This window comes from Actinocrispum wychmicini, assembly GCF_004345645.1.
Taxonomy (GTDB): Bacteria; Actinomycetota; Actinomycetes; order Mycobacteriales; family Pseudonocardiaceae; genus Kibdelosporangium; species Kibdelosporangium wychmicini.
Genome location: NZ_SLWS01000001.1, coordinates 37,094 through 52,953, shown reverse-complemented (window position 1 = coordinate 52,953; position 15,860 = coordinate 37,094). Strand labels below are relative to the sequence as shown.

The window sequence follows — 15,860 nt, the reverse complement described above, 5'->3', positions numbered from 1 at the left end:
ACAGAAAGGACCACACAATGACCTCGGACAAAGGAATGTCCACGGCGGAATACGCCATCGGCACGATCGCGGCGGTCGCGCTCGCCGGGATCCTCTACGCGGTGCTCAGCAGCGACCAGGTCGTCACGGCCATCACCGAGATCATCCGAAGGGCGTTCACCGTGAGTTTCTGAGAAACGACAGCGGAGCGGTCACAGTCGAGGCCGCGATCGCCCTCTGCGGCTTCGCGGTGGTGCTCTACCTGGCCCTGGCAGGGTTCGCCGCGGTCACCGACCAACTGCGCTGTCTCGACGCGGCCCGAGAAGCGGCCCGCCTGATAGCCCGCGGCGAACCAGACGCAGCCCCAAACGCCGTCATCAAGATCGCACCACAAGGAGCAGATCTGAAAGTAGTCACCACAGGCGACCGAATAGAAGTGGAGGTCTCGGCCACCTCACCACTGCTCGGCCTGCGAACAACGGGCCAAGCCTTCGCAGTCGCCGAACCAACAAACCCAGCCGAGCCATCAAACCCACCAAACCCACCAGCGCCACCAGAGCCACCAGAGCCACCAGAGCCAGCCAATCCCCCCACCCCACCAACCCCACTTCCGCCACCAACCCAGCTCCCGCTGCCAACCCCACTCCGGCCACCAACGCCGCTCGCGCCACCAACGCCACTCCAGCCGCCCAATCCACTCCGGCCGCCCAATCCACTCCCGCCAACGAACCCGCCTCCACCGCCCAACCCACTCCCGCCATCAACCCCACTCCCGCCATCAACCCCGATGCAGCCATCAACCCCGCTGCGGCCACCGACCCGACTGTCGCAACCGACCCCACTCTCGCCACCCGATCCGCTGTCGCCACCCGATCCGCTGTCGCCATCAACCCGACTGCGGCCACCGACCCGACCGCCGCCAGCGAACCCACTGCCGTCAACCCGAGTGTCGTCGCCAACCCGACTGCCGCCACCGACCCCATTGCCGTCGTCAACCCGACTGCCGCCAGCGAACCCACTCTCGCCACCTGATCCGCTGTCGCCGTCAAACCGACTGCCGCCATCAACACCGCTGCCGTCACCCAACCGACTGCCGCCACCAAACCCCGCACCGCCACCCAATCCGCTTCCTCCGACAACCCCCAAGGCGCCCAAGATGACCCCCGACCAACCCACCAAGCCACCACCCCAACCCCCAAGGCCCCGCATGCGCGGTTCACCGACCAACCCACCCCCAACTCGGTGACAAAGCCGGCTGACCGCACCAACCTGCGCGTGCCCAACGGCCAGGCGGGCCGCCTGGCCGAGCTGGTGGCCACACCGAGCCGAGCAGGGCGGCGTTGATCCGAGTCGGGTTGATCCGGACGCAGTGGTTGCCGTGGGGTTACGTCGGCTCCGGCCGGGATCGGCATGGGGACTGACGCGTCGCGGCGCCAGAACACGCACCGCTGGCGGCACCCCGCAAGGCACCGGCGGCAGGTTGGTCCGGTGCGGCGCTGGTGGCGAGCGCGGGCTCGCCACCGGGGCTTGGTCAAGCACCCGGGACGGGTTGACCCCGGCGAAGTTCGGTGGCTGACCTCACTGATGCGTGTCGCCGGTGCCTGTCGCCGAGGTGTGGCCAGGCTGTTGGTTGCCCCGGCCGTGGACGAGAAGTTAGGCGTTCCGTGGACGCTGCAGCGAACACGGGCGCCCGCAGATGCCACAGGTGCCACGCATGCTCCGTGCTCCTCGCGCGCTGTAGGTGCCCACGCATGCTGCGGGTGCCACGCGCGCTGCGGGCCACCACGGACGCTGCGGTTGCCACGGCGGACGCGAGGGCGCTGCGGTTGCCGCGGCCGTGGGTTCGACTGTCGTTCCGCTCGGGCTTGGCCGTCAGCCTGGTCTGTCGCAGTGCTGACGGCAGTTGGGGAAGCCCCGCTGGTGGGTGGACCCGGCTGGCGGCCGGTCTGTCGCAGCACCTGTGGGTCTGGTTGTCGGGCAGGCCGAGGATGTGCCGCGCCGTGCCCGGCGGGGTGCAGGGTGGCGGGCTGTTCCGCCATCGTGGCAGGGCAACGATGGCTGGTTGGTCGGCGACCGTGTCAGGCCGATGCTGGTTGGTTGGTGAGCGGGTCGGGCGACGACGGTGGCTGGTTGTTTGTGACCGTGCCAGGCCGGTGGTGGCTGGTTGGTCGATGACCGGGTCGGGCCGGTGGTGGCTGGTTGGTCGGCGACCGGGCCGGGGTGAAGGTGGCTGGCTGGTTGTCATCGTGGCGGGCGAAGGGGTGGCCGACCGCCGCCGTGCCCAGGGACCGCGATGGCCGTGCGCTTCGTTGGGCGGCCGCGGTGACTGCTGCGGTCAAGGCTGGATGAGTGGGTGTGGCGGCCCGTCGGCTCGTGTGGCTGAGCGGGGGGCGGGCATGGCGTTGGGAGTTCTGATCCGATTGGTTAGGTGGTGAGTTCGATGGATGACCGAGGGTTTGCGACGGTTTGGACTGCGTGGGTTGTTGCCGCGTTGGCTGGGTTGTTCGCGTTGTTGATGGGGGTGGCGGCTGTGATGGTCGCTCGGCATCGGGCGGATGGGGCGGCGGATTTGTCGGCGTTGGCTGCTGCCGCTTATGCGCCGTGGGGTGAGGAGTATGCGTGTGGGCTTGCTCGGTGGGTGAGTGAACGGATGGAGGTTCGGCTTGTCGAGTGTCGGATCACCGGGTGGGTCGTGGGGGTGCGGGTGGTCGCTGCGGTGAACGGTCTTGGTGAGGTGACCGCCCAGGCCAGGGCTGGACCCGCTGATTCGTGAGTTCAGTTGTGGAACCGCCACGGGCAACGGTCGTCCCAGCGCGATGAGCGGCATCAAGGGCCGGTCGAAGGGGCTCGGCGAGCGGTACCGCCGACCGGATGAAGTTCGGCCCGTACGTCACAGTGGCTTCACTCGCCGTGCCGTACCGACCAGTTGCCGACAGCGGGTTACCAGTTGGCGTGTTCGTGCCGTTTAGTCAATCGCAGGGCACGGTTGGTGCCCGACGCGCAAGGAGGCAAGTACCCAAGATGTTCCAAACGGACTGGTCGGATGGCTGGCGCGGGGCGTTCCGCATCGAACTGCGGGCGGAGGCTGTCGGCCTCGCGTGGCACGGGTGGCCGGTGCTGCCCGGCACCTATCCGGCGGGCTCGCAGTGGGCGGGCCGCGAAGGCATGGACGACGAAGGACCCCTTCCCGTGCACCGGGACTGGCAGGAGCGCATCGGCACCAAGCCTGAGCAGGTCGCCTCGTGGTGGACCGGCCGGCCGTACAGCCTCCTGGTGGCCACCGGTGTCGTGCTCGACGCGATCGAGGTCGACGACTCCCTGGGCCGGCAGGCCGCGAGCGTGCTGCGCACCTTCGGGATGCCGGTGCCGATCGTCGCCACCCCGGCCGGCCGGTGGATGTTCCTGACCAAGACCGGTCGTCCGCTGCGCCGCGAGCTGGCTCGCGAGGAGTCGGTCACGCTGCACGGCGCCGGGAGCTTTGTGCCATTGCCGCCCAGCCCGTTCGAGCACGGTGTCGTCCACTGGCGCGTGAAGCCCGAGGTGTGCGGATGGCGGTTGCCCGAGTCGGCCGTTGTGCAGGACGCACTGGCTGACGCGCTCGCCACGCCGAGCCAGCTGACGCACGCCTCCGAGCTCGTGGCCGCCGACTGACCACGGCACATCCGACAACTCCATAGCGCCAACAGGTTTGCCTCGTCCGAGGTCAGTTCGCCGGTTTCCCGCGCCAGAGCGACGACCAGGACAGGGGCGGCCTGCCGAGCACCCAGCGAACACGCATGCGGCCTCCCGTAACGCGGCAGCCTCCGGTGAGCGCGGCCCTCCCGCCGCGGTCGGCGATCCTGCCCCCGGGAAGAAACTCCGGCAGTCGACACCTTCGCCTCCCGGTGTCGTCGTGCTGACGGCAGTCGCGAACTGGTAGCAGGCCCTTGTGCTGGGCTCGGCGGCAAAAGCAGTACGCGGGGATACCGTACGGAACCGGCATCCCCGCGTACTGCGTTATCCAGCTCCGATGGCGTCCAGCACGATGGTCAGCACCTTGACCGCGCCGGCCTTGTCCAACGGCTCGTTCCCGTTGCCGCACTTGGGCGACTGCACGCACGACGGACAGCCGGCCGGGCATTCGCACGCCGCGATCGCGGTCCGGGTCGCTCTCAGCCACGCGGCCATCTGGTGGAAACCGCGGTCGGCGAACCCAGCTCCGCCTGGGTGGCCGTCGTGGACGAACACCGTTGCCTCACCCGTGTCCGGATGCATCGCGGTCGACACACCGCCGATGTCCCACCGGTCACAGGTCGCCAGCAGCGGCAACAGGCCGATCGCCGCGTGCTCGGCGGCGTGCAGCGCGCCTGGAACGTGTGCGCGCTCGAGTCCGCTGGCGCGCAGGAGCTCCTCGGTGATCGTGTACCAGACCGCGCGGGTCTCCAATGTCCGCTCCGGCAGGTCGAGCGGCACCTGGTCGAGGACCTGGCCCGAGGGCAGCCGGCGCAGATACGCGACGACCTGGGAGCTGACCGCCACTTCGCCGAGGCACACCGTGACGCCGTCGTGGTTCTGTTGGGTCGACGTGCGCAGGACCGTGATGTCCACTTTCTCCCGCGGCTGTGTGGTCCAGTCCGGATCTTCCGCGTGCACCAACGCCAGACCGGACTCCAGATCCAGGTCGTCCACCACATAGGACGTCCCCTGGTGCAGGTACACCGCCCCGGAGTGCACGCTTGAGCACGCCGAACCCTGGTCGACCGTGCCGAGCATCCGGCCGGTGTCGGCTTCCACGACGACCACCTGCTGCCCGCCCGACCCGCGGATGTCGACGTCCGCGTGCGGGCGGTCGCGGGACGTCCAGTACCAACCGGCCGGCCGTTTCCGCAGCACGCCGTCCGCCACCAGTTCGGTCAGCACGGTCCGGGCCGGTTCGCCGCCGAACGGTTCGAGGTCCGGTTCGGTCAACGGGAGTTCGGCCGCCGCACAAGCGAGCTGCGGAGCCAGTACGTAGGGATTGAGCGGGTCCAACACCGTCGCCTCGATCGGCCGGTCGAACACCGCTGCCGGGTTGTGCACCAGATAGGTGTCCAACGGGTCGTCCCTGGCCACGAACACGACAAGCGCTCCGTCGCCGGCTCGACCCGCGCGGCCCGCCTGCTGCCAGAACGACGCCAGCGTCCCGGGGAACCCGGCCACCACCACCGCGTCCAAGCCGGCGATGTCCACGCCGAGCTCCAGCGCGTTCGTGCTGGCCACACCTAACAACTCACCGGACGCCAGCGACTTCTCCAACGCCCGGCGTTCCTCCGGCAGGTACCCGGCGCGGTACGCGGCGATCCGACCGGCCAACGAACTGTCCACCTGGGACAGAGCGTGCCGGGCGGACAGCGCGGTCACTTCGGCGCCCCGACGCGAGCGGATGAACGCCAACGTCCGCGCGCCCTCAACGACCAGATCGGCCATGATCCGCGCGGTCTCGGCGCCGGCCGACCGTCGGACCGGGGCGCCGTTCTCCCCGGTGACCTCGTCCATCAGCGGCGGTTCCCACAGCGCGACCGTTCGCGCGCCGCGGGGTGACGTGTCCTCGGTGACGGCGACGCAGTCGACGCCCGACAAGCGAGATGCCGAGTTCGCCGGATCGGACACGGTCGCGGACGCCGCGACGAACACCGGGTCGGCGCCGTAGTGCCGAGCCACCCGACGAAGCCGACGGAGTAACAGGGCCACATGTGAACCGAAGACGCCGCGGTACGCGTGCGCCTCGTCGACAACTACATAGCGCAGGCGGCGGAAGAACTGTGCCCACCGCGCGTGTGCTGGAAGCACACCTCGGTGCAGCATGTCCGGGTTGGTGAACACCCATCGCGCGTGCGCCCGCACCCAGTCCCGCTCGGCCATCGGTGTGTCGCCGTCGTAGCTCGCCGCCCGGACGCCGGAAAGGCCCAGGTCGTTGACGGACCGAAGCTGGTCGGCGCCCAACGCCTTGGTGGGCGCCAGGTACAACGCCGTGTTCCGCCTGTCCGACAGGAGCGACGACAGTACTGGCAACTGGTATGCGAGTGACTTTCCCGACGCCGTGCCCGTCGAGAGCACCACGTGCCGGCCGTGCCACACGTGATCCGCCGCCTCCACCTGGTGCGCCCACGGCTTTCCCAGGCCACGGTCCTGGAAGGCGGACACCACCTCAGCGGGCGCCCATGAGGGCCAGTCGGCGTGCCGCGCGGGCAGTTCGGGCATGTCGTGCGCGTGGGTCAACGGATTCTCGTTCGCTGGGACGCCGGCGAGCACCCGGTCGAGCAACAGCCGTCCCCGCTGGCGTGCGGAACGGTCAGTTCGCGTGTCACCCACTTGTCGAGCTTCGCACACCCGACCGACACTCCGGCATGCCGCCGGCACGAGGCCTTGATCGATCCCGGAATCGATCACTGCCGGATAACGGAACGTGCACGGGCGGGGACGCCTCACGAACGCGATCTCCACTACACATAGACTCCGCCGACGTCCCACCCACACGTGGTGGCAAGCACGTCCCGTCGGCGCGAAATGGACGGGAGCAAATCGGCAGAAGTCACAGGAGGACGGATGTCCGGGCAGTACCAGCTTGCGGAGGCTACCCTCCGCGGCAGCGACTACAGCATTGTGGTTGTGGTCGCCGTGGTCGCCCTCGCCGCTCTTGTCGTCGGCTATTTCCTGCTCAGGGAGGTGCTGGCCGCGGGCCAGGGCACCGCGAAGATGCAGGACATCGCCAAGGCGGTACAAGAGGGCGCGGCGGCCTATCTCAAGCGCCAGCGGAACACCCTGCTGATTTTCGGCATCGTGGTGTTCCTGCTGCTGTTCGCCCTGCCGGCGGAAGGTGCCGGTGAACGAATCGGCCGATCGTTGTTCTTCCTCGTCGGCGCGGTGTTCTCGTTCTCCATCGGCTACCTCGGCATGTGGTTGTCCACGCAGGCGAACCTGCGGGTCGCGGCGGCGGCGAACGAGGAGGGCGGCCGCGAGAAGGCGACGCGGGTCGCGTTCCGTACCGGCGGTGTGGTCGGCATGGCCACGGTCGGCCTTGGTCTCTTCGGCGCGTCCATCGTGGTGCTGTCGTTCGCGGGTCAGGCACCGAAGGTGTTGGAGGGCTTCGGTTTCGGCGCCGCGCTGATCGCCATGTTCATGCGTGTCGGCGGCGGTATCTTCACCAAGGCCGCGGACGTCGGGGCGGACCTGGTCGGCAAGGTGGAACAGGGCATTCCGGAGGACGACCCGCGTAACGCCGCCACGATCGCCGACAACGTGGGCGACAACGTCGGTGACTGTGCCGGCATGGCGGCGGACCTGTTCGAGTCGTACGCGGTGACCCTGGTGGCCGCACTGATCCTGGGCAGCGCGGCGTTCGGCGCGCAAGGCCTGCTGTTCCCGTTGATCGTGCCCGCGATCGGTGTCGTCACAGCCGTGATCGGCGTGTTCATCACCAAGGCGCGGCCGGGTGAGAACGGCCTGAACGCGATCAACCGGTCCTTCTACATCTCCGCGCTGATCTCGCTCGTGCTGTGCACCGTCGCCGCGTTCGCCTTCCTGCCGACCTCGTTCGCCGGCCTGGACGGCGCGAAGACGCCGTCGCTGCCGGGCAACCCGGGCCTGATCGCCGCGGTCGCGGTGATCATCGGCATCGCGCTCGCGGGCATCATCCTGTGGCTCACCGGGTACTACACCGGCACCGAGCACAAGCCGGTCAAGCACGTCGGCGAGACGTCCGAGACCGGTGCGGCGACGGTGATCCTGTCCGGTATCTCGGTCGGTTTCGAGTCCGCTGTGTACACGGCCATCGTCATCGGTGCCGCGGTGTACGGCGCGTTCCTGCTGTCCGCGGACACCACGGTCGCGTTGTTCGCCATCTCGCTCGCCGGTACGGGTCTGTTGACCACGGTCGGCGTCATCGTGGCCATGGACACGTTCGGCCCGGTCAGCGACAACGCACAGGGCATCGCCGAGATGTCGGGCGACGTCACGACCGAGGGCGCGCAGATCCTGACCGAACTGGACGCGGTGGGCAACACCACCAAGGCCATCACCAAGGGCATCGCGATCGCGACCGCGGTACTCGCCGCGACCGCGTTGTTCGGCTCGTACAGCGAGGCGATCAACGACGCGAGAAAGTCGTTGGTGGCGTTCACGGCGAACCTGGTCAGTCCGAACACCCTGGTCGGTGTGATCATCGGCGCGGCCGTCGTGTTCATGTTCTCCGGCTTGGCCGTCAACGCCGTGTCGCGGGCCGCGGGCGCGGTCGTGTACGAGGTACGGCGGCAGTTCCACGACAATCCGGGGATCATGGACGGCACGGTCCGGCCGGAGTACGGCCGAGTCGTGGACATCTGTACCAGGGACTCGTTGCGTGAGCTCGTGACACCGGGCCTGCTGGCGGTGTTCGCGCCGATCGCGGTCGGCTTCGGTCTCGGCGTCGAGTCGCTCGCCGGATATCTCGGCGGCGCGATCGCCACCGGCACCTTGATGGCCATCTTCCTGGCCAACTCCGGTGGCGCGTGGGACAACGCGAAGAAGCTGGTGGAGGACGGCAACCACGGTGGCAAGGGGTCGGACGCGCACGCCGCGACCGTCATCGGCGACACTGTCGGCGACCCGTTCAAGGACACCGCCGGTCCGGCCATCAACCCGCTGATCAAGGTGATGAACCTGGTGTCGTTGCTGGTCGCCCCGGCCGTGGTCACGTTCACCATCCAGGGCGACACCGCGTTGCGGGTCGTCATCTCGTTGGTCGCGGTGCTGATCATCGCGGCGGCGGTCGTGGTGTCGAAGCGTCGTGGCAACGCGATCGCGGACAGCCCGGCCGAACAGGTCAACAACGTCTGAAGTTTTGCCTACGGAAGGGCCGCCCTTTGCTTCAAGGGGCGGCCCTCACCGTGTCCAAACCCGTGCCCGGGTACCGTCGGTGCCGACGCGCCCCCGGACCGTCTGGAGTGTTGATGAGTCGTCGCCCCTCGTTAGTCGTGGCCGTGGCTCTTGGGATCACGTTGACGCTGGCCGGATGCAGCAGCAGTAGCAACGGCGCCCCGCCGGCTCCTGGCGGCGTGTCCGGTTCGAACGCGCCGCCACCGCAGTCCGGTTCCGGGTCGGGCGGGCCGTCCGGCAGTGCCGGGAGCGGTGCTCCGACCGGGCCGGTCGCCCCGCTGCCGCCCGCCGGCGGCGACCCGGTGAAGTGGGCGGACAACCTGTGCACGCCGCTCAGCGAGTTCACCAAGTCCATCGCCGACCAGGCCGCGACCATGAGCCAGGTCCAGGACCAGTCGCAGATCCAGGCGAAGCTCGGCCAGCTTGTGGACGACATGGCCACCGGCCTCGGCCGGACGGTCGACCGGCTCAAGACGATCGAGCCGTCGCCGATCAAGGGCGCCGACGACGTGAAGAACAAGATCGTCGAGGCGTACCAGAAGTCCCAGCAGGTGCTCAAGGACGCCGCCGGCAAGGTGCGCGGCGGCGACCAGGACGCCGCCGCGCAGATCCTGCAGAGCCTCGGGGACGAGACCAGCAAGATCACCGACCCGTTCAAGGACAACACCAACGACGCGCTGCGGGACGCCATGGGCAAGGCGGCGGCATGCAAGGACATCACCGGCGGCTGAAATGAGGATCCACCCGTGAAACGCGCCCTGGTGGCGCTGGCTCTGTTCGGCGTGGTCGCCGCCGGCTGCACCCCGCAGGCTCCGGCGGCCGCTCCGGTCGGCCAGACCTCGCAGGTGCCGTCCGTCGGCGTCCAGTGGGCGGACAACCTGTGCGCCGCCATCCTGGATTACGACCGCGACGCGGTCACCTTCCAGATGGATTCGACCAGCCCCGCGACCATGGTGTCGTCGTTGCGGGCGTATCTGGACGCCACCACCAAGCAGCTCGACGGCGCGAAGGCCAAGCTGTCCGGTATCGGTCCGTCGCCGGTGGCCGGCGGTGACGAGGCCACCCAGGCGATCATCCAGTCCCTGGACGTGCTGAGCCAGACCGTGCGGGCGGCGCAGAGCCAGATCGAGAACGTGAATCCGGACGACCGGACCGCGGTCAGTACGGCCCTCCAGCAGATCGCTCAGACGCTTCAGGGGCTGCGGGCGCCGGTGAACCCCCTTGAGGGCATGGGCGAGCGTTTCCCGGACCTTCAGGCGGCCGCACGCAGTGCGGACAACTGCACCGAGGTGAGCCGGACGCGAGCCAGCCGGTCCGCGCTCCCGCCGGTCACCTCGTCGACACCGCCGACATCGACACCGCCGACGTCGAGTTCGTCCACGAACACTCCGCCGGGGAGCTCTTCGGAGTCGACGCCACCGTCGTCGTAGCCCCACGTGTCACATGTGAAACTTTCTACCCTCGCGGCAGCCGAACACATGTTCTAGTCTGATGGCCGTGGCGCAGATGTCGTTCTTCTCCGCCGAGGCCATGCAGCCCGGAGTCGTGGATCTCGGTGGGCTGTTGTGCGGCCAGGGGCAGGTCGTGCATTTCGCGCATGCGGCGGCCCGGCTCTCGGTCGTGCTTGACGAGCCCTGGCGACAACAAGCGCTCGTCCTGGCGTTCGGCGAACGCGGTGTGCAGCCCGAACTGGCCACCTCCGAAGAAGGACGTCCCCTGGTCCGAACCGCGTTCCGGAACGACCTCATCCCGTTGGCCGACAGTTGGACGAAAGGGGCGGTGAAGGCCGTGCCTAGGGGGCTGGCGCTGGACGGCGCCACCCTGCGCGTCTGGACGACCGCCTTCGGCCGCTGGGTGGACACCGGTTACCTGCTCGGCCTGGACGAACACGCCCCCGACACGCACGAACCGTTGCTGCTGGCCTGCACCCGGATCGGCCTGCCGGTGAGCCTGCTGGGAATACGCGGTGGCGGGCCCGGGTTGAGGCTGAGTGGCCGGCGGCGGATCGGCCGACTGGTCGAACTGGTGGGCGATCCGCCGACGACCGAGGCGGGGGAGCATTGGCCGACACGCGCATTCAGCCGATCGGGTGATTTTCTCTCGCGCGCGTAGGGTTGCCGCCAGTGATGCACGGGGCCATCTGATCGTGCTAGTAGTGGGTAGCCCAAGGACCCTTTGGGATGGGTTCCACGTGCGGCGGGACGGTCCCTCGGTAACGAGCCGGTCGGCCCGTGCGAGGTAGAGAGGGTCACCGGGGGTTACCCGAGCGCGCGGTTGTGCCTCGGGACACCTCCACTTCGGCAGACGGCACCCGACAGTGCACACTGACGGGCTGACGCTCCCAGTGGAGCTGGGACAGGCGGGACAGAGGGCAGGACGAAGAGTGGCAGCGACCAGGACGAAGAAGAGCGACGGATCGGCGAACGGCGCCGAGCCGCGCCGGCTAGTGATCGTCGAGTCACCGGCGAAGGCGCGCAAAATCGCGTCCTACCTCGGCCGCAATTTCGTCGTGGAGTCGTCCAAGGGCCACATCCGGGACCTGCCGCGCAAGGCGGCCGAGGTGCCGGCCAAGTACAAGGGCCAGTCGTGGGCCAGCCTCGGGGTGAACGTCGACGGCGGGTTCGAGCCGATCTACATCGTCACGCCGGACAAGAAGGCCACGGTCACCGAGCTCAGGGAAGCCCTGAAGACGGTCGACGAGGTCTACCTCGCGACGGACGGTGACCGCGAGGGCGAGGCCATCGCGTGGCACCTGCTGGAGACCCTCAAGCCCAAGGTGCCGGTCCGCCGGATGGTCTTCTACGAGATCACCGAGCAGGCCATCCAGGAGGCCGCCGCCAGCACCCGTGAGCTCGATCTCGACCTGGTCGACGCGCAGGAGACCCGGCGCATCCTCGACCGGCTCTACGGCTACGAGGTCAGCCCCGTGCTGTGGAAGAAGGTCATGCCGCGGCTGTCGGCCGGCCGGGTGCAGTCCGTGGCGACCCGCATCGTGGTCCAGCGGGAACGCGAGCGGATGGCGTTCAAGTCGGCGTCCTACTGGGACATCGCGGCGATCATGGACGCCGGCGCGGGCACGGAGCCCCCGACTTTCGGCTCGCGGCTGGTGGCCGTGGACGGCACGCGGCTCGCGTCGGGCCGGGATTTCGGCCCGGACGGCAAGCTCAAGAACTCCGCGGACGTCCGGCTGCTGGACGAGACCGAGGCGCGCCGCCTGGCCGAGGCGTTGGCCGGCGTGGACATGCGCGTCGCGAGCGTCGAGGAGAAGCCGTACAGCCGTAAGCCGTACGCGCCGTTCATGACCTCGACGCTGCAGCAGGAAGCCGGTCGCAAGCTGCGGTTCTCTTCGGACACGACGATGCGTGTCGCTCAGCGGCTGTACGAGAACGGTTACATCACGTACATGCGTACCGATTCCACGACGCTGTCCGAGACAGCGATCGCGGCGGCTCGTGCGCAGGCGGCAAGCCTGTACGGCAAGGAGTTCGTCCACCCGACGCCCCGCCAGTACACGCGCAAGGTGAAGAACGCGCAGGAGGCGCACGAGGCCATCCGCCCGGCCGGCGAGGTGTTCCGCACCCCCGGCCAGGTGGCGAAGGAGCTGCAGTCGGACGAGTTCCGGCTCTACGAGCTGATCTGGCAGCGCACGATCGCCTCGCAGATGGCGGACGTGCGCGGCACCACGATGAGCGTGCGGATCCTGGGCACTTCGGCCAGCGGCGAGGAGTGCACCTTCGCGTCGTCCGGCCGCACGATCACGTTCCCCGGCTTCCTCAAGGCGTACGTCGAGACCGTCGACTCCGAGCAGGGCGGCGAAGCTGACGACGCTGAGCGCCGCCTGCCGCGTCTGGTCAAGGACCAGCAGGTCACGGCGGCCGAGCTGACGCCGGACGGGCACGCGACCTCGCCGCCGCCGCGGTACACCGAGCCCAGCCTGGTCAAGACCCTGGAGGAGTTGGGCATCGGCCGGCCGTCGACGTACGCGACGACGATCAGCACCATCCAGTCCCGCGGCTACGTGTGGAAGAAGGGCGCCGCGCTGGTGCCCTCGTGGATCGCGTTCGCCGTGGTCGGCCTGCTGGAGCAGCATTTCGGCCGGCTGGTGGACTACGACTTCACCGCCACGCTCGAGGACGAGCTGGACGGCATCGCGGCCGGCCGCGCGCAGCGCACGGACTGGCTGTCCGGGTTCTACTTCGGCGGCGAGATCGGGCCGGAGGGCTCGGTCGGCCGGTCGGGCGGGCTGAAGAAGCTGATCAGCGTGAGCGTCGACGAGATCGACCCGCGGCTGGTCAACTCGATCCCGATGTTCGACGACGCCGAGGGCCGCCAGGTCGTGGTCCGGGTCGGCAAGTTCGGCCCGTACCTGGAGCGCGAGGTCGACGGTGAGTCCCAGCGGGCGAACCTGCCTGAGGACCTGCCGCCGGACGAGCTGAGCCAGGAGATCGCCGAGGAGCTGTTCGCCACCCCGCAGGAGGGCCGGTCGCTGGGCACCGACCCGGTGTCCGGGCACGAGATCGTGGCCAAGGACGGCCGGTTCGGCCCGTACGTGACCGAGGTGCTGCCGGAGGAGAACGGCACCAAGAAGGTCAAGCCGCGGACCGGGTCGCTGTTCAAGTCGATGACCCTGGCGGACATCACCCTGGAGGACGCCCTCAAGCTGCTGTCCCTGCCGCGGGTCGTGGGCAAGGACCCGCAGTCCGGCGACGAGATCACCGCGCAGAACGGCCGGTACGGCCCGTACCTGAAGAAGGGCACGGACTCGCGGTCGTTGACCACCGAGGACCAGCTCTTCAACGTGACCTTGGACGAGGCCCTGAAGATCTACTCGGAGCCGAAGAAGCGCGGTCGTGCCGCCGCGGGGTCGGCCCCGCCGCTCAAGGAAATGGGCAACGACCCGGTGTCCGGCAAGCCGATGATCGTCAAGGACGGCCGGTTCGGCCCGTACGTCACCGACGGTGAGTACAACGCGTCGTTGCGCAAGTCTGACAGCGTGGAGACGTTGACGGACGAGCGCGCGGCCGAGTTGCTGGCGGAGAAGCGGGAGAAGGGCCCGGCGCCGAAGAAGGCCCCGGTCCGCCGCAAGGCGCCCGCGAAGACGGCCGCGTCGAAAACGGCGACGACCAAAACCGCGACGACCAAGGCAGCGACGACCAAGGCGCCGGCCAAGCCGCGCGCGACGGCGTCGAGGGCCAAGGCCAAGTAGCGTAACCGCGCGAGCCGCTTGGGTTAGTGTGTCGCCCGACTGGGATGATCGGGGGACAGAGCGGTGCCTAGTGATGCGCAAAGACGTGCGGTGGAGACCTGGTTCCGCCGCCGTGGCCTGCCGATGGTGGTCAAGCGCCGGGTGCGTGGCGCGGCCGTGTTGCCGCGTGCGATGCCCGCGCAGGTGTTCCTGCTGCTGTCGAACGTACTGCTGACGTGGGTGACCGACCGCGTCGCCAAGTTGAACGTGAACACCGAGAACACGCCGTACGTGCTCGGCCTGCTGGCGCTTTCGCTGGCCGCGCTCGTGGTGCCGATCGTGGTGTCCTGGCTGATCGCGCGGATCATGCGGTCCTGGACCGAACGAACCCGGATGGCCGTCGCGGTCGCCGTGGTCGTGATCAGTGTCGTCGTGGTGCCGGTGGTGCAGAAGGCCGCGGGGCAGATCAGCAACCTCGTTGAGTGGATCGCCATCGACGCCGGGATCGTGGTCGGCCTGCTGTTCGTCGTGGTGGTGGGCGCGGGTTCGATCCTCGGCTGGGCGCTGCGGGTCGCGATCCGGCAGATCAGCGCGGTCGCCACCCGGGCGTTGCCGCTGCTGATGCTGTTCCTGCTGTTCGGGTTCTTCGCGACCGAGACGTGGCAGATCTCCGACAAGCTCGAGTCCGGCGGCCACCGTACGAGCCTGTGGCTGGTGATCGCCTTCTTCGTCGTCTTCGGCGCGATGTTCCTGGTGTCCATCCTGCGGGACGAGGGCCGCGCGGTCCTCGTGAAGCACCGGGCGTCCGGCACCAGGGACTACGTGGCGCTGCTGTGGCAGACACCGCTGGACGGGCTGGTCCCCGACGACGACCACGCTGTCCGCAACTACCCGCTGACCAGGCCGGAGAAGCTCAACCTGGCGCTGGTGGTGTTCCTGGCCCAGGCACTGCAGGCGGTGGTGTTCTCCGTGGTGGTGTTCTGGTTCTTCGTGGTGTTCGGCCTGATCTCGGTGGACCCCAGCGTGATGGAGACCTGGCTGGGCCACCCGCCGAAACCCAGCGGCACCCTGTTCACGCTGCGCCTGCCGGGTATCAGCGACGAGCTGATCCGGGTCTCGCTGTTCCTGGCCGGGTTCTCCGGCATGTACTTCGCCGCGGCCATCGCGACCGACTCCACCTACCGCACGTCCTTTTTCGACCCGCTCATGTCGGACGTGGCGCGCAGCCTGGCCGCCAGGGACGTCTATCTCACCCTCTGGGACGAGGCGTCGATGCCCACGAGCTACCCTGAGGTCGGACCACTGGTGGTGAGGGGAGATCTGGAGTGGGAGCCGATTCCGTGACAGATCTGGACGGCACCCAGGCGTTGCCGCCACTGTCCTTTTTGCCCGATCCGCTCGCCGGTCTCGTCACCGGTGACAGCTGGTCGGGCCAGGAACCGCGAGTCGCCGCGCCGAAGCCGGTCGCGTTGCCCGACCCCGCCGAGATCCGTGCGGTACTCGAGGAGCCGCCGCGCCGGCGTCCCCGACGGCCGTCCCCGATGGTGAAGCCGTCACCGACGATCACCGCCCCGCTGCGCCCGTGGCCGTCCCCGGTCGCCATGGCCCGGGTACTGCGGGCCACCCGGGATCGCCTGCCCACCCCCAAGGTGGCGAACCAGTCGACGTCGTCCCGGACCGGCATTCGGGTCGTCCTGCTGATCCTGCTGGTCACGGCGGTGATCCTGGTCTACGTGGTGCGCAGCCTTGCGGACACCCTCAGTCAGCTTTTCGGCTGACACTCGGGCGGCTGACCCGCCTTCCGGGTGTGGTCGCTACGCTGTTG

The 15,860-nt window shown here is 68.9% G+C and carries 12 protein-coding genes; 11 read left to right on the top strand and 1 reads right to left on the bottom strand.

Annotated features, from left to right (window positions below):
• Nucleotides 1-17: 17 nt before the first annotated feature.
• The 4 genes from EV192_RS00220 (at nucleotide 18) to EV192_RS00210 (ending at nucleotide 3,630) form a co-directional block, all read left to right on the top strand.
• Nucleotides 18-173, top strand: coding sequence for a DUF4244 domain-containing protein (locus EV192_RS00220; protein ID WP_132109946.1), 156 nt, complete (start codon nucleotides 18-20; stop codon nucleotides 171-173).
• Complete coding sequence (locus EV192_RS57105) at nucleotides 170-1,225, top strand: TadE family type IV pilus minor pilin (RefSeq protein ID WP_341770848.1); 1,056 nt, start codon at nucleotides 170-172, stop codon at nucleotides 1,223-1,225. Before EV192_RS00220 ends, EV192_RS57105 begins: the two co-directional genes overlap by 4 nt.
• A 1,194-nt stretch (nucleotides 1,226-2,419) precedes the next feature.
• Nucleotides 2,420-2,752, top strand: a complete 333-nt coding sequence (locus tag EV192_RS00215) for an Rv3654c family TadE-like protein (protein ID WP_132109944.1) — start codon at nucleotides 2,420-2,422, stop codon at nucleotides 2,750-2,752.
• 248 nt (nucleotides 2,753-3,000) lie between these two features.
• Nucleotides 3,001-3,630, top strand: a complete 630-nt coding sequence (locus EV192_RS00210) for a bifunctional DNA primase/polymerase (protein WP_132109942.1) — start codon at nucleotides 3,001-3,003, stop codon at nucleotides 3,628-3,630.
• Between the two features lie 345 nt (nucleotides 3,631-3,975).
• On the opposite strand, the gene EV192_RS00205 is transcribed toward EV192_RS00210, so the two are convergent.
• Nucleotides 3,976-6,309, bottom strand: a complete 2,334-nt coding sequence (locus EV192_RS00205) for a DEAD/DEAH box helicase (protein WP_279492581.1) — start codon at nucleotides 6,307-6,309, stop codon at nucleotides 3,976-3,978.
• A gap of 234 nt (nucleotides 6,310-6,543) precedes the next feature.
• Between EV192_RS00205 and EV192_RS00200 the strand changes: the two genes are divergently transcribed.
• The 7 genes from EV192_RS00200 to EV192_RS00170 all read left to right on the top strand — a co-directional run bounded on the left by EV192_RS00200 (nucleotide 6,544) and on the right by EV192_RS00170 (nucleotide 15,813).
• Nucleotides 6,544-8,811, top strand: coding sequence for a sodium-translocating pyrophosphatase (locus tag EV192_RS00200; protein ID WP_132109940.1), 2,268 nt, complete (start codon nucleotides 6,544-6,546; stop codon nucleotides 8,809-8,811).
• Between the two features lie 113 nt (nucleotides 8,812-8,924).
• On the top strand, nucleotides 8,925-9,581 hold the full coding sequence (locus EV192_RS00195; RefSeq protein WP_132109938.1) for a hypothetical protein: 657 nt from the start codon (nucleotides 8,925-8,927) through the stop codon (nucleotides 9,579-9,581).
• Nucleotides 9,582-9,596: 15 nt separating this feature from the next.
• Nucleotides 9,597-10,280 carry a hypothetical protein gene (locus tag EV192_RS00190; protein WP_132109936.1) on the top strand — a complete coding sequence of 228 codons (684 nt, stop codon included), beginning with the start codon at nucleotides 9,597-9,599 and terminating at the stop codon, nucleotides 10,278-10,280.
• A gap of 61 nt (nucleotides 10,281-10,341) precedes the next feature.
• Complete coding sequence (locus tag EV192_RS00185) at nucleotides 10,342-10,962, top strand: hypothetical protein (RefSeq protein ID WP_341770824.1); 621 nt, start codon at nucleotides 10,342-10,344, stop codon at nucleotides 10,960-10,962.
• Between the two features lie 271 nt (nucleotides 10,963-11,233).
• Entirely contained in the window at nucleotides 11,234-14,056 is a 2,823-nt protein-coding gene (gene topA, locus EV192_RS00180; protein ID WP_132109932.1) for a type I DNA topoisomerase, read from the top strand.
• 90 nt (nucleotides 14,057-14,146) lie between these two features.
• Nucleotides 14,147-15,379, top strand: coding sequence for a hypothetical protein (locus tag EV192_RS00175; RefSeq protein WP_132109930.1), 1,233 nt, complete (start codon nucleotides 14,147-14,149; stop codon nucleotides 15,377-15,379).
• A complete protein-coding gene (locus tag EV192_RS00170) occupies nucleotides 15,376-15,813 on the top strand; it encodes a hypothetical protein (RefSeq protein ID WP_132109928.1) in 438 nt (145 codons plus the stop codon). Before EV192_RS00175 ends, EV192_RS00170 begins: the two co-directional genes overlap by 4 nt.
• Nucleotides 15,814-15,860 lie beyond the last annotated feature (47 nt).

Coding starts and splice junctions, on each gene's coding strand:
- EV192_RS00220 (WP_132109946.1), top strand. CDS start 18: ATGACCTCGGACAAAGGAATGTCCACGGCGGAATACGCCATCGGCACG.
- EV192_RS00215 (WP_132109944.1), top strand. CDS start 2,420: ATGGATGACCGAGGGTTTGCGACGGTTTGGACTGCGTGGGTTGTTGCC.
- EV192_RS00210 (WP_132109942.1), top strand. CDS start 3,001: ATGTTCCAAACGGACTGGTCGGATGGCTGGCGCGGGGCGTTCCGCATC.
- EV192_RS00185 (WP_341770824.1), top strand. CDS start 10,342: ATGGCCGTGGCGCAGATGTCGTTCTTCTCCGCCGAGGCCATGCAGCCC.
- EV192_RS00195 (WP_132109938.1), top strand. CDS start 8,925: ATGAGTCGTCGCCCCTCGTTAGTCGTGGCCGTGGCTCTTGGGATCACG.
- EV192_RS00200 (WP_132109940.1), top strand. CDS start 6,544: ATGTCCGGGCAGTACCAGCTTGCGGAGGCTACCCTCCGCGGCAGCGAC.